Here is a 13,616-nt window from a genome sequence, read left to right on the forward strand (position 1 = left end):
TCAGCCTATTTGATCCCCACGGCCGCAAATGCGCTTGCCACTGCGGCAACCTTGTACTTCAAGGTTGCGGGCGGGTCTTTGCGGAACAGCGATCGGGTGGCGGCCAGCACGGCGCGGCGGCTGGCAGCGAAATCCGAGGTGCGGGACAGGTGGATGGTAAGGGCCAGGAAAAACATCGCCGCCACCTGTTCGGGGCTGAACAGGAATTTCGAACCGCGCTTCCTGGTCAGGATCTTGTAGGCGGCGAAATTATGGATGCCGCTGTTGTCGTGGACCCAGCCATAGTCGTTGCGCTCGTAGGTGTACGGCGGCACGGACCTGCGGAAATTGCGCATGTGCCTGGGCTGGTCGAAGCGCGTCGGGTCGGCCAGGCTGCGCAGGAACGTGCCAGGCCCGTTGAAATCACGGCCGACTTCCCAGGTCCACTTGCCGACCGGCTTGCCGCGGTTGCTGATGATCACGCCGAAGATGTCCGAGTAGGATTCATTGAGCGCGCCGGCCTGGCTCTGGTATTCCAGGCGCGAAGTTGCCTCGGTCACGCCATGGAACAGCTCGTGCGCCACCACGTCCAGCATCGAGGCGATCGACAGCATCGAGCCATCGGGAAAGGCGACCTGGCCATACACCATCTGTTCGCCATTCCAGTAGGCGTTGCGCCATTCGCGATCGGTGCCGGTGCTTTCCTCGCGATCCCAGCAGTTGACCGTGGAAACCACTTCGCCGCCGCGGTTGTCGATGTTGTTGCGTTTGAGCACGTCGCGCAGGAAACGCACGGTTTCAGCGACGTTTGCATGTGCTCCGATCGCCTCCAGCGGCCAGGGCTTCGGCGGATTTTTATACAGGCTGCCAGGCAGCTTGTCGGCGTCAGCGGTCGGGTCGCGGAAGCGGAAGCCGTAGGTGGTCAGGTTCAGCGTGCTGTCGTGCATCCGGCGCCTGCTGCCGGTTTTCTCGACCGCAATGGTCCGCGCGCGGCCCAGCGCGTCGACCACGGTTTCGTGCACTGCCGACATGGCGGGAATACGGGGCAGGGCGGCGAGCAGGCTACCGGTCAAGGCATCGACGACATAGTCCTTGACGCTGGCGTCGACGCCGCGCCTGCCCGCCTTGGTCACTGGCTGCCTGACGTCTTCCACGATGTAGACGAGTTTCCAACTGGCCCGTCGCTGGTCGAAGTAGTAGTTCAGCCTGGGGGTCTGCGCCAGTCGCGAGACCGCGACGCCAGCCGCCTTCGCCGCGACCGCCAATGCCTCGGCGGGTGCCACCTTGGCCACGTTGGCCACCGCCTTGGGCGTGCCGATGGAAGAATTGATGGCCAGGCACTGGTTGTCGGCACCCAGCTCCACCACCACCAGCGAGCCATAGACCGGAATCTTGTTGAGATGCTGGCGGAACTTGACCAGCGTGGTCCCGGTGAGCGGGCTCACTTCGGTGCCCAGGCTCTTGAAATCACTGGGCACGCCACCGGCGACCGGGCGCGAGAATTTCCGCACCTCCCTGCTTTCAAGCGCCTGGTCCAGGTAATGGCTCGCAGCGGTCTCCGGGTCGAGCCTGCCTAAGTCCAGAGCCGGCCCCGAGGCCACGCGCATTGCACTGCGCGTGCGGGGCAGGGCCGCCAGCTTCGCCCGCTCGCCGGCTGCCGACAGGTCGATGGAAAACCCACTCATGCCGTTCTCCGGCAGCAGCGCCTTGCGCGCCGTGGGCTTGCTGGCGGCGGCGGGCGCTGGCTTCGCGGCACGCTTGGGGGCGGCTCTGGGTGACTTGGACGCCGTCATGTCTGCATGCTCCGGTAGGACTTCGTCGACTTGCTAATCGTAGGCCTTGAGCAGGGCAATCCTGAAATCGGGGGGCAGGTTCGGCTGCGCCCGCAGACGATCCAGGAAGCTGCGGTCGCCCGCGACCGTCAGCGGATCCAGCGTCAGCGGCCCCAGTAATTTCGACAGCGGCGTGGCCAGCGCCTCGCTCGCAACCATGGCCGAAATCCTGCGGGGAGCATCGGGCTCGCCGCGAAAGCGCGTGCGGAGGGACAGTCCGGCCGGCTCCTCATGTTCCAGTTCCAGGAACCAGCGCGGCCTGGCCTTGGCAGCCGCGGTACGCAAGCGCTGCGGCGGGTGCTCGATTGCATGGGCCAGGGCAGGCAAATCCTTCAGGCCAGCCTGCAGGCGATCCACCGCCTGGCGCAAGGTCAGCCGCGAAGCAGAAGCCAGCGGATCGGCAATCCGCAGGTCCAGGCGCCTGCGCAGTCCGGCCACTTTCCAGTCTTCCAGCCGCGCTTCATCGGGCATGAGCCTGGGCAGGCCGTAACGTCGTATTCCGTCGATCACGACCAGGCTGAGGTCGGTTTCGCTGGCTTTGATCAGCTGCAGGTAGGGATCGGCCTCGACCCCGCGCACCACGATCAGGTCGGCGCGCTTGCCCGCTTCCAGCGAACCCAGGCCCTGGTCCCACTTGAGCATTTTCGCCGCGTTGCGCGTGGCCATGGCGACGATGTCCCTGGCCGGAAACAGCCCCCCGTTCTGCTCGCTGTAGGCATGGGCGGCCTTGAGTTCGCCGAGCAGGCTCTTGCTGCCACTGGGTGACCAGTCCGAGCCCAGGCCGATGGTCACGCCTTCGGCCTGGGCAGCGGCCATGTCCGCAGTCTTGCCATACAGCAGCAGGTTGCTGAGCGGGGACCACACCATGCCGCCGCCATGCGCGGCCAGCAGCTTGAAATCGGCGCGCTGCAGGGCCACGCAGTGGATGCCGACCAGGGCATCGGTGATGGCGACCCGGCCGTCTGGAAGGCTGAGGCTGTGGAAGTGGTTGCGCGCTCGTGCATCGGTGCCTTCGCTCAGGTGCAGCAAGAGGCAAGTGCAGGTCTGCAGATGGGCCAGGAACCGGGTGGCGGATTTCGCCTCGACGTCGCCAATGCGTGCCTTGGCCGCGGGCAGGTCCGGCCCGTCGGAGATCTCGACGTTGCGCAGCAGGCCATCGTAATAGCGGCGTATGCCGGAGTTGCTGAAAAGGGCGATGCCCTGCGAGGTCGTGACGCCGCCGAGCAGGCTCTTGCATTCGGCGAAACGCGCGATGGCCTCCGGAAAACCGTCGGTCTGTCCAAGCACGTTCATCGGGCCGCTGATCAGCCGCCGATAGTCCGCGTGCGCACCCCAGTCGTCCCGGTTGGTGTACTGCTTCGGCACCTGCCACAACGCCAATGCGTCATAGCTGAGGTGGTTGTGCAGGTCCATCAATCCGGGATACAGCGTGCCGCCGGTAGCAAGCACCTTGATGCTTTCGAAGCCAGGCGGAGGCGGCGCAGCGGCCGGCGCGATGGCCGTAATCCTGTTTGCATCGATATAGACGACTGCGTTGGCGTGCACACGATCGCCTGCATCCATGCTGACCACGCGGCCCTTGAGTGCAAGCTTCGCTGCTTCGGGCATGGCGTGCGGCTCTCCAGACCAGTCCGGTCGATGGCGCGGGTAAGGGAATGCATTGGCAAGGCCGGCGAAAACAACGCGTCGTTTCCAGCCGTGCAAAGGCCAACCCAGTAGTCAACGCCAGTAGCGAAATTCTGCGGACACTCGTTTGCCTGTGCGGTGGCTTGCCCATGACTGCAGTGGCACCTAGTGCAGGAATTGCGCAGCGGCGGCCGGCATGACGTCGCAGCTGCAGCCTGAGCAGCTGGTCGCGCCTTACCGGCCATCGCGCTTCATGGCATCATTATCGGCAATGAGCGAACCCATCCCCCTGGACCTTGCGCATCTGCGCAAGAGTTGCGCGCATTGCTCGCTGCAACAGTTGTGCCTGCCTGCCGGCATCGATGCGGAAGAACTGGCGCGGCTGGACCAGATCGTCAAGCTGCGGCGCCCCACCCAGCGCAACGAACGCCTGTTCCGCATCTCCGATCCCCTGGTTTCCCTGTACATCGCGCGCGATGGCGCCTTCAAGACGGTCAGCATCAGCGAGGAAGGCGAAGAGCAGATCGTCGGCTTCCATCTTCCCGGCGAGCTGATCGGACTGGATGCGCTGGGTCATGGCGTCCACCGCTGCGAAGCGATCGCGTTGACCACGGCCAGCGTATGCGAAGTGCCGCTGGTGCAACTCACTGCGGTGGCCGCGCAACTCCCGCGACTGCAGCAGCAACTGCTGCGCGTCATCGGGCAGGGCATGGGCCGCGACCAGGACCATCTCAATATCCTGGTGAAGCGCCAGGCCAACGAACGCATCGCGCTGTTCCTGCACGGGCTCGGCGAGCGCTACCAGCTGATCGGGCAATCCGGCCTGCAGTTCAAGCTGCCGATGAGCCGCGAAGACATCGCCAACTACCTGGGGCTGGCGCTGGAAACGGTGAGTCGCGGTTTCACCCGGCTGCAGGAAGACGGTGTCATTTCAGTGCATGGACGCCTGATCGAAATCAGCGATCCCGGCCAGCTCAACCGCCTGGCGCATGTCCGCGAAGCAGCGCCTCTGCCGTTGCGCGGCTCGGCCGGCTGAGCAGTTCGGCGAGCATCTCAGCCAGGCAGGCTGGCGCAGCCCAGGGCAGTCAGCAGTGCGTGTGCAGCAGGCACGTGCATGAGCCACGGCGCGGCCACGGTAAGCAGTCCGGCAAGCAGGATCACGGCGGCGGCAGTGCCGCGCCAGGCCGGTCTTTGCAGCCACCGTCCCAGGCGCTGACCCGACCAGGTCAGCGGCAGCATCACCGGCAGGGTCGCCAGGCCGAAGGCGGCCATGGTCAGACCGCCATTCACCGCATCGGCCTGCAGCCATGCTGCCGCCAGCAGCGTGGTGCTCAGTCCGCACGGCATCCAGCCCCACAGCATGCCCAGCGCAATGCGTTTGCCGCGCGTGTCGGCCGGCAGCAGGCGCCGCTGCAGCGGCTGCAGTTTCCGCCAGACGCCCGCGCCGGGGCGTGACAGGAAGCCGAGCCGGCCGCGGCGGTCGAGCAGGCGCAGCGCGGCAAGTATCAGCACCAGTCCAACGGTTGCCCGCAACGCAGTGCTGAGCCATTCGACGCGTGCCAGGTTGAGGATGCTGCTGCCAAACGCGCCCGCGATCACCCCGGCCAGCGTGTAGCCGAGGATGCGGCCGAGGTTGGGTTCCAGCGCTGCCATCCAGCCGCCGCGCGGCGCCATTGCCGAGAAGCCGGTGGCAATGCCGCCGCACATCGCCGCGCAGTGCACGCCGCCCATCAATCCGGTCAGCGCGGCCGCGCCCAGGGTCAGCCAGTCAATCGGCATCTGGGTTCTGGTCGTTGCCTGCGGCGTCCACATGGGTCGCCGCCGGTGTTGACGGCGCATGGCGCGGCCGCTCGTGCGGATCATCGCGCAGGATGTCGAGTGCGGGCGTGTCCATGTCGTCGAACTGGCCGCGCCGGACCGCCCACACGAATGCCCAGGCGGCGGCGGCCAGCAGGACCAGGCTGAGCGGAATCAGGAACAGCAGGATGTTCATGGCGACATGGCCGCAGGCGCGCAGGTCAGGCGCAAGGCATTCAACGTGACGATCAGCGAAGACACCGCCATGCCCAGCGCAGCGACCCAAGGCGTCACCATGCCGGCGGCAGCCAAAGGCAACGCCAACAGGTTGTAGCCCAGGGCCCAGCCCAGGTTCTGGCGGATCACCTGGCGGGTACGCCGCGCCACGATGACAGCCTGGGGGATGCGCATGAGCGAGGCGCCGGTCAGCACCAGGTCGGCGGCACGCTGGGCCAGGGCCGCGCCTTCGCCCATGGCCAGGGAGACATCGGCGCCGGCCAGCACGGGAGCGTCATTGAGGCCGTCGCCGACCATGGCTACGCGGCGGCCGAGGCCCTGCAGTTCGTGGACGTAGGCGAGCTTGTCCTCGGGCGACTGTCGCGCACGTGCGTGATCGATACCCACCTGCGCGGCAAAGTGGCCCACGGCGGCTTCGCCATCACCGCTCGACAGATGCACGCACAGGCCCTGTGCGCGCAGCGCGTCAATGGCCATGCATGCGTCCTTGCGTTGCGATTCCTGCAGGATGAAACGGGCCGACGGGCGCGTGCCGTCGCCCAGCCAGATGCAGCCATCATCGGCGGCCGCCGCGGCGAAGCCGGCCTGGCCCAGTCGCCAGTGGCGTCCGTCGACCATGCCCTCGATTCCCTGTCCGGCCACGGCTCGCACGGACTGCACGTCCATGCCGGCATCAGTGCCAGCGCCGGCGGCGGCGAGGGCCCGCGCGATCGGATGGCCGCCGTCGCGTTCCAGTGCAGCAGCGACGCGCAGCGCCTGCGCTTCGTCCATGCCGGGGAAGGCCTCGATCCTGACCAGCACCGGCTTGCCGTCGCTCAGCGTGCCGGTCTTGTCGAAAACGATGTCGGTGGCGCCAGCCAGTCGTTCCAGCGCGTTGTCGCGCAGCGGCAGCACGCCCAGCTTCGCCAGCGCGCCGTGCGCGGCGGCCAGTGCGGCGGGCACGGCCAGCGACAGCGCGCAGGGACAGCTGATCACCAGCAACGCCAGGGTGACTTCGAAGGCGCGCGCAGGATCATGCACGCGCCAGAACAGGTATACCGCCACGGCGACCACCAGCAGGACGGTGACGAAGTGGCGGGCAATGCGCTCGGCGCCACGGGCCAGGGCCGGGCGTTGCGCCTGGGCCTGGCCAACCAGTCGCGCCAGTTGCGACAGCCGCGTGGCGCTGCCGGTTTCGGTGACGCGCAGGCGCGCCGGTTGTTCACGGCATACGGTGCCGGCGAATACCCGGTCGCCGGCGGCTTTTTCCATGGGATGCGATTCACCGGTAAGCAGTGCTTCCTCGAAGCGCGCCGGCTCCAGCAGCACGCCATCGGCCGGCACCACCTCGCCCACTGCCACGCAGGCAACGTCGTCGGCAAGCAGTGCACTGATCGGCACGGTTTCACGGCTGCCATCGCCGCGCTGGCGGGTGGCGAAGGCGGGACGGGCGCGGGCCAGGGCGTCCACCTGGGAAGTGGCGATGCGGCGGGCGCGCTGTTCCAGCATGCGCGCGCCCAGCAGCAGGAACACGAACATCACCGCCGCGTCGTACCAGACGTGGGCGCCGCCGCGCATGGTTTCGAACACGCTGGCGAAATAGGCCAGCAAGGTTGAGCCGCCGATCAGCGTGTCCATGCCGGGCTGGCGCTGGCGCAGCTCGCGCCAGGCCCCGGCCAGGAACGGCCAGCCGGCGTAGAACACCACCGGCGTGGACACCAGGAACGTGATCCAGCGGAAAAAATCGCGGGTCGGTACCGACATGGTGTTGCCGAAGTCCAGATACAGCGCCTCGGCGAACATCATGGCCTGCATCGATCCCAGCCCGGCGATGCCGATACGGGCCAGGGCACGGTTGCGTTCGCGGCGGCGTTCGCGCTCGCTGGCCTCGCCACCACCCAGGTAGGGCCGGTAGCCCAAGGTCACCAGGCGCTGCAGCGGCTGCGAGAGGGTAGTGCGGGCGGGATCCCAGGCCAGGCGGATGCGGCCGGTCATCGCATTGGCCCCGGCTTCGATCACACCGGGCTCGCGCGCCAGCACGCGATCGATTAGCCAGGCGCAGGCCGCGCAGCGCATGCCGTCGGTGAGCAGGGTGATCTCGCGGCCGCCTTCCACTTCGTAGGCATGCTCGGCCAGTACCTCGTCGCGATCCCACACCGAAAGGTCGACCGGTTCGGTGCCCACGCGCGCAGCCAGCTGGCTGCGCAACCGGTAGTAGTCGTCCAGGTCGGCTTCGCCGATCCACTGCGCGGCAGCGGCGCAGCCATCGCAGCAGAACTGGCGCCAGCTGCCGTCGACCAGCACGCGCGCGGGCAGGGCGGGCAGGGGTTCGCCGCAATGATGGCAACCCGGGTGGGTGCCCAGGAGCCCGTCATCGCGCGCAGGCACGCCGGGGGTCAGCGCCACCGCCATTGCATCGCCTACCGTGCTTCCAGCCGCGGCTGCAGGTTGGTGGCCAATTGGCCGCGGGGCAGGCGGCCCTGCAGGCGCCAGTGGCCGTCGGCCGGGCCCAGGCGGATGTTCCAGTCATGGCTGGCGTCCAGGTCGGCGGCCGCGCGCCAACCCAGCTCGGTGGGCTGCAGCAGCAGGGCAACATCCAGTTCCGCACGGGTCGGGTGCGCCAGGGCCAGCCGCAGCGGGACGTTGCGCTCGAAGTCGCCGCTCACCGGCAGCACTTCCACCAGTTTTCGCTCAGGGTCCAGCCGCACGATCGCACTGAGCCTGGCCGCGCCCGCGGCTTCGTCCGGGCCCAGGTCGGTGGTCTGGATCTGCGCGGTGCGCCTGACCTGGTCGGGCGAGGTGTCAATGGCGTCACTGCCGCCGGCCACGATGACCATGATGATGCCCGCCACCACCGAGGCCAGCGGCAGGCCGATCACCAGCCACATCACCGGCTGCCGCCAGGGCGACGTCCGCGGCCTGTCATGCGCGGGCTTGCCTTGCGGGGTCGGGTCTTGCGTGGGCTTGGGGGAATTCATCACAGGGGTCCGAAGAAACTGCTTTCAACCGTCTTGCGGGTCTTGCCGTCGGTGGTCTGGATGATGAAGCGCAGATCGTGGCGGCCGTGGATGGTTTCCGGGGCGGTCACTTCCAGCGGCATCGACAGGACCTGCTCGGCGGCGGCGGTGATCGTGGCCGGTGTCGCTGGCGCCAGGGCGATGCCTGGCGTGGCCGACTCCAGCACGATGCGGTAATGCTGCACGGCATCGGTCTTGTTGACCAGCTTGAGCGTGTAGCCGTTCTCGATGCCGTCGGCGCCAACCCGGTACAGCGCATTGCGGTCGCGCAGCACTTCGGCGATCAGCGGGCTGCGGGTGCCGACGCCCCAGATGAAGGCGGCGATCAGCCCCAGCAACAGCAGGCCGTACATGATGATGCGCGGCCGCAGGACCCGCGACGGCTTGCCGTCGATGGCGTTCTGGGTGGAATAGCGGATCAGCCCGCGCCGGAATCCCATCAGGTCCATGACGTTGTCGCAGGCATCGATGCACAGGCCGCAGGCGATGCATTCGTATTGCAGGCCGTTGCGGATATCGATGCCGACCGGGCACACCTGCACGCACATCGTACAATCGATGCAGTCGCCCAGCTGTTCGGCCGCGAACTTCGGCAACGGCTCGACCACCGTGCTGGACGCATCGAAGGTGATGGTGCCGCGCGCCTGGGCGCGCGAATCGGCGGCGCTGGGGTGGTGGGCCGCGCGGAACACGTAGTCGTAAGCGGTGAACTTGTCCAGCAGGCCGCGGCCGCGTTCGATCACGTCACCCAGGCCGCGCTTGCGCGGGCCGCGCGGTTCGCCGCGCATCGGGTCGTAGGCGATGATCAGCGTGTTGCGGTCGAACATCGCGCTCTGGAAGCGCGCGTACGGGCACATGTACTTGCACATCTGCTCGCGCAGGATGCCGGCCCACATCCAGGTGGCGAAGGAATAGAACAGCACCCAGAAGGTTTCCCAGCCATTCCACGAAAACGGCCACAGGCGCGCGCCCAGGCCGGTGATCGGGGTGAAGAAGCCGACGAAGGTGAAACCGGTCCACAACGCGAACACCAGCCACAGCAGGTGCTTGCTGCCCTTGCGCAGCACCTTTTCGCGATTCCACGGGCCCGCATCCAGCTTCATCCGCTTGGTGCGGTCGCCTTCGGTCCAGCGCTCCATCCACAGGAAGGTTTCAGTCCACACCGTCTGCGGGCAGGCGAAGCCGCACCACAGGCGGCCGCCCAGCGCAGTGACGAAGAACAGCACCAGGGCCAGGATCACCAGCAACATGGCCAGGAAACTGAAATCCTGCGGCCAGAAGGTCAGGCCGAAGATGTAGAACTTGCGCGCCGGCAGGTCGAACAACACGGCCTGGCGGGCGTCCCAGTTCAACCACGGAAACAGGTAGTACATCCCCAGCAGCCAGAACACCGACGCCTTGCGCAGCTTGTCCATGCGCCCGGACACATCGCGCGGATAGACCTTGCGCTCCTTGGTGTAATGCGACCCGCCGTCATCCAGCAGGTCTATGTCGATTTTCCTGGTCACGAACGTCTACTCGGGCGGCAATGCCCGGTTGAAGCGGCTGGCCGGGCGCAGCAGCAGCCAGGTGAACAGGCTGGACGAGGCCGTGGCCAGCCAGAACATGAAGAAGGCAATGGTGTAGCCCATGCTGCGGCTGATGTCGACGTCCGGGAAGGTGATGTCACGCAGGTCCAGTGGATCGACGAAAGCGAAGAACACCATCGAGGCCACGCATGCGGCGAAAAAGCTGGGCCAGGCAATGGCCCCGATCCGCTGGGCCAGCGGACGCGGGGGATGGTCGAACGGCGGTGGCGCGAACACGCTCAATGCGCGCTACCGGCAGGTGCGGATGCGGGCACAGGCTTCTTGCCGCCTGGCGGGTTGGACAGCGACCAGACGTAGGCCGCGACCAGGCGCGCACGGGTTTCACCCAGCATTGCGCGGTGCGCCGGCATGACTCCGTGGCGGCCCTTGGCGATGCTCTGGCGCAGGGCTTCCTTGCTGCTGCCGTACAGCCAGTAGCGGTCGGTCAGGTCGGGTGCGCCCAGTTCACGGTTGCCCTTGCCCTCGACGCCATGGCAGGCCACGCAGACGCCGTCATAGAGCTTCTTGCCCTGTGAGGCCAGGTAGTCGTTCTGCAGCGACTGGCCGGGCGTGCCCAGTGCGCGCACGTAGGCCACGGTGTAGTCGATGGCGTTGTCGCCGCCCATGCTGGTCAGCACCGGTCCCCATTCGGGCATCACACCTTCGCGTCCGTCCAGCACGGTCTGGAGGATGGTCTGCGGTTCGCCGCCCCAGTGCCAGATGTCGTCGGTCAGGTTGGGATAACCGATCGCACCCTGGGCCGAGGAGCCATGGCAGGTGGCGCAGGTGTTGGCGAAGATCGAAGCGCCCAGCTTGCGTGCTTCGGGCTCCGCGGCCAGCCGATCGATCGGCTGGCCATCGTAGGGACGGAAGGTCTCGGCCAGGTTGGCGTCCGAGGCGGCCTTGTCGATCTCGTGTTCCTTTTGCGAAGTCCAGCCGCTGTAGCCGGCGTAGTGGCCCATGCCGCCGTACCACGCCACGTAGGCGATGGCGAAGACGATGGTCAGGTAGAAGCCCTGGATCCACCAGCGTGGCATCGGCTTGTTGTATTCGGTGATGTCGCCATCCCAGTAGTGGCTGGTTTCCTCCGGCTTGGGATCGCCCGGCCGGCGCCTGGCCGTGTACCAGAGCAGCCAGACCAGGCCAAGGATGTTGAGGGCCGACAGGGCGATGACGAACCATGACCACGCAGTCGAGATCATGGGCGCTGCCCTTCGTGGTCGCCAGCGGCTTCCAGGTCATCCAGCGGCAGGCGTGCCGCCGCGTCGAAGCCGGCCTTGCGCGCCGGTCGCCATGCCCAGATCCAGCCGCCCACGAACAGCACCAGCAGGGCCAGGGTAATAATTCCCGAAAGCATGTCTCAGCCCCCCTTGGGTGCGTGCTTGCCGAGGCCTTGCAGGTAGGCGACCACGGCGTCCAGTTCGGTGCTGTCGACCACGTCCTTCGGCGCCTGCGCGATCTCCGCATCGGTATAGGGGTCGCCCATGCCCTGCAGGGTGCGCATCTTGTGGGCCAGCTGCGCGCCGTCGATGGAGTTGCGCGACAGCCACGGGAAGGCGGGCATGTTCGATTCGGGCACCACCGCACGCGGATCGTCCAGGTGGACGCGATGCCAGTCGTCGGAATAGCGACCGCCGATGCGCGCCAGGTCAGGCCCGGTGCGCTTGGAACCCCACAGGAACGGGCGGTCGTAGACCGATTCGCCGGCCAGCGAATAATGGCCGTAGCGTTCGGTCTCGAAGCGCAAGGTGCGCACCATCTGCGAATGGCAGTTGCCGCAGCCTTCGCGCACGTAGACGTCACGTCCGGCCAGTTGCAGGGCCGGGTAGGGCTTCACCCCGGGCAACGGGGTGACCGCTTCGGCCTGGTGCATCAGCGGCACGATCTCGGCCAGCCCGCCCAGGGAAACCGCGACCGCAATCAATACGATCAGCAGGCCGACGTTCTTCTCGATTTTTTCGTGTCCAAGGCTCATCCGTGTCTCCTCAAGCCCGCGCCGCTGCGGCTTCGGGGGCCAGCACCGGCATCGGTGCGGCTTCCCGGCCCAGTTCCCAGGTACGCCAGAAATTCCATGCCATCACGAACATGCCCGCCAGCACCAGCAACCCACCAGCCAGCCGGCCGAGGTAATAGGGATAGGTGGCGTTGAGCGCTTCGACGAAGGCATAGGTGAGGGTGCCGTCGGCATTGGTGGCCCGCCACATCAGGCCCTGGGTGACGCCGGCGATCCACATCGCGCAGATGTAGAACACCACGCCTATGGTGTGCATCCAGAAGTGCAGGTCGATCAGCCGGGTCGAGAACATGCCCTGCAGGCCCAGCGTGCGCGGATACATCGAGTACAGCGAGCCGATGGTGATCATTGCCACCCAGCCCAGCGCACCAGCGTGCACATGGCCCACGGTCCAGTCGGTGTAGTGGCTCAGCGAATTGACGGTCTTGATCGAAAGCAGTGGGCCTTCGAAGGTCGCGATCATGTAGAAGCTCAGCGCGACGATCAGGAACTTCAGGATCGGGTCGGTGCGCAGCTTATGCCACACGCCCGACAGGGTCATGATGCCGTTGATAGCACCACCCCACGACGGCGCCAGCAGCACGATCGAGAACACCATGCCCACCGACTGCACCCAGTCGGGCAGGGCGGTGTAGTGGAGGTGATGCGGGCCGGCCCACATGTACACCGAGATCAGCGCCCAGAAGTGCACGATCGAAAGGCGGTAGGAATAGATCGGGCGCCCGGCCTGCTTGGGCACGAAGTAATACATCATGCCCAGGTAGCTGGTGGTCAGCATGAAGCCGACCGCGTTGTGGCCGTACCACCATTGCGCCATCGCATCGACCGCGCCGGTGTAGATCGAGTAGGACTTGGTCAGGCTGACCGGGATCGCCAGGTTGTTGACGATGTGCAGCAGGGCGATGGTGACGATGTAGGCGGCGAAGAACCAGTTGGCCACGTAGATGTGCTTGACCTTGCGCTTGGCGATCGTGCCGAAGAACAGCACCGCATAGGCCACCCAGACGATGGTGATCAGCAGGTCCACCGGCCATTCCATCTCGGCGTATTCCTTGCCCTGGGTCATGCCGCCGGCCAGCGTCACCACCGCCAGCACCAGGCAAAGCTGCCAGCCCCAGAACACGAACGCGGCCAGCTTGTCCGACATCAGCCGCACGTGGCAGGTGCGCTGGACGATGTACAGGCTGGTGGCGAACAGTGCCGAACCACCGAAAGCGAAGATCACGCCATTGGTGTGGATGGGTCGCAGGCGACCGAAGCTGAGCCAGGCGGTATCGAAGTTCAGTGCCGGCCAATACAGCTGCGCGGCGATCAGTGCGCCCACCGCCATGCCGACGATGCCCCAGAAGATCGAGGCGATGGTGAACTGGCGCACCACCTTGTCGTTGTAGAAGCCGGCCAGGCCGGTGTCACCGCTGGCTGCCGGCCGAATGCCTTGCTCGCTCATGATCTGCCTTTGAATGTTCTGGGGTGCATTTTCCGGACACGGGCGCCGGATGACTTGATCTGGATCAAACCAGCTCCGGTATCGCCATGCCTGCCGCACAGGGTACGCGCCCATCCCGCT

13 protein-coding genes are annotated in these 13,616 nt (G+C 66.6%); 1 reads left to right on the forward strand and 12 read right to left on the reverse strand.

The features are described from left to right. Positions 1 to 5: 5 nt before the first annotated feature. Together DT603_RS00910 and DT603_RS00915 are read right to left on the reverse strand one after the other, a co-directional pair. Entirely contained in the window at positions 6 to 1,772 is a 1,767-nt protein-coding gene (locus DT603_RS00910; protein WP_162347971.1) for a M4 family metallopeptidase, read from the reverse strand. Between the two features lie 33 nt (positions 1,773 to 1,805). Continuing rightward, a complete protein-coding gene (locus tag DT603_RS00915) occupies positions 1,806 to 3,419 on the reverse strand; it encodes an amidohydrolase family protein (protein ID WP_162347972.1) in 1,614 nt (537 codons plus the stop codon). A 289-nt stretch (positions 3,420 to 3,708) separates the two neighbouring features. Here DT603_RS00915 and fnr point away from each other — a divergent pair, with 289 nt between their 5' ends. Further along, positions 3,709 to 4,473 (forward strand): fumarate/nitrate reduction transcriptional regulator Fnr, encoded by a 765-nt coding sequence (fnr, locus tag DT603_RS00920; RefSeq protein ID WP_162347973.1) that lies wholly within the window; start codon positions 3,709 to 3,711, stop codon positions 4,471 to 4,473. Between the two features lie 17 nt (positions 4,474 to 4,490). On the opposite strand, the gene DT603_RS00925 is transcribed toward fnr, so the two are convergent. Genes DT603_RS00925 through ccoN form a run of 10 tightly spaced genes read right to left on the reverse strand, consistent with a single transcriptional unit; the run spans position 4,491 to position 13,496 of the window. Further along, positions 4,491 to 5,216: a sulfite exporter TauE/SafE family protein gene (locus tag DT603_RS00925; RefSeq protein ID WP_162347974.1), complete on the reverse strand. Its 726-nt coding sequence runs from the start codon at positions 5,214 to 5,216 to the stop codon at positions 4,491 to 4,493. Beyond that, complete coding sequence (ccoS, locus tag DT603_RS00930; RefSeq protein WP_162347975.1) at positions 5,206 to 5,430, reverse strand: cbb3-type cytochrome oxidase assembly protein CcoS; 225 nt, start codon at positions 5,428 to 5,430, stop codon at positions 5,206 to 5,208. The genes DT603_RS00925 and ccoS overlap by 11 nt, the downstream gene beginning before the upstream one ends. Beyond that, positions 5,427 to 7,862: a heavy metal translocating P-type ATPase gene (locus tag DT603_RS00935; protein ID WP_162347976.1), complete on the reverse strand. Its 2,436-nt coding sequence runs from the start codon at positions 7,860 to 7,862 to the stop codon at positions 5,427 to 5,429. Before DT603_RS00935 ends, ccoS begins: the two co-directional genes overlap by 4 nt. An 8-nt stretch (positions 7,863 to 7,870) precedes the next feature. Then, positions 7,871 to 8,428, reverse strand: coding sequence for a FixH family protein (locus tag DT603_RS00940; RefSeq protein ID WP_162347977.1), 558 nt, complete (start codon positions 8,426 to 8,428; stop codon positions 7,871 to 7,873). Further along, on the reverse strand, positions 8,428 to 9,975 hold the full coding sequence (locus DT603_RS00945; protein WP_162347978.1) for a 4Fe-4S dicluster domain-containing protein: 1,548 nt from the start codon (positions 9,973 to 9,975) through the stop codon (positions 8,428 to 8,430). The genes DT603_RS00940 and DT603_RS00945 overlap by 1 nt, the downstream gene beginning before the upstream one ends. Positions 9,976 to 9,981: 6 nt before the next feature. Continuing rightward, positions 9,982 to 10,278 carry a hypothetical protein gene (locus DT603_RS00950; RefSeq protein ID WP_162347979.1) on the reverse strand — a complete coding sequence of 99 codons (297 nt, stop codon included), beginning with the start codon at positions 10,276 to 10,278 and terminating at the stop codon, positions 9,982 to 9,984. Continuing rightward, the gene (ccoP, locus tag DT603_RS00955) at positions 10,275 to 11,237 is read right to left on the reverse strand and encodes a cytochrome-c oxidase, cbb3-type subunit III (protein ID WP_211368224.1); all 963 of its coding nucleotides are present in this window, start codon (positions 11,235 to 11,237) and stop codon (positions 10,275 to 10,277) included. The genes DT603_RS00950 and ccoP overlap by 4 nt, the downstream gene beginning before the upstream one ends. After that, complete coding sequence (locus tag DT603_RS00960) at positions 11,234 to 11,392, reverse strand: cbb3-type cytochrome oxidase subunit 3 (RefSeq protein ID WP_162347980.1); 159 nt, start codon at positions 11,390 to 11,392, stop codon at positions 11,234 to 11,236. The genes ccoP and DT603_RS00960 overlap by 4 nt, the downstream gene beginning before the upstream one ends. Positions 11,393 to 11,395: 3 nt before the next feature. Continuing rightward, positions 11,396 to 12,010: a cytochrome-c oxidase, cbb3-type subunit II gene (gene ccoO, locus DT603_RS00965; RefSeq protein ID WP_162347981.1), complete on the reverse strand. Its 615-nt coding sequence runs from the start codon at positions 12,008 to 12,010 to the stop codon at positions 11,396 to 11,398. 10 nt (positions 12,011 to 12,020) lie between these two features. Further along, complete coding sequence (ccoN, locus tag DT603_RS00970; protein ID WP_162347982.1) at positions 12,021 to 13,496, reverse strand: cytochrome-c oxidase, cbb3-type subunit I; 1,476 nt, start codon at positions 13,494 to 13,496, stop codon at positions 12,021 to 12,023. Positions 13,497 to 13,616 lie beyond the last annotated feature (120 nt).

Source organism: Pseudoxanthomonas gei, from assembly GCF_010119615.1.
Classification (GTDB): domain Bacteria; phylum Pseudomonadota; class Gammaproteobacteria; order Xanthomonadales; family Xanthomonadaceae; genus Pseudoxanthomonas_A; species Pseudoxanthomonas_A gei.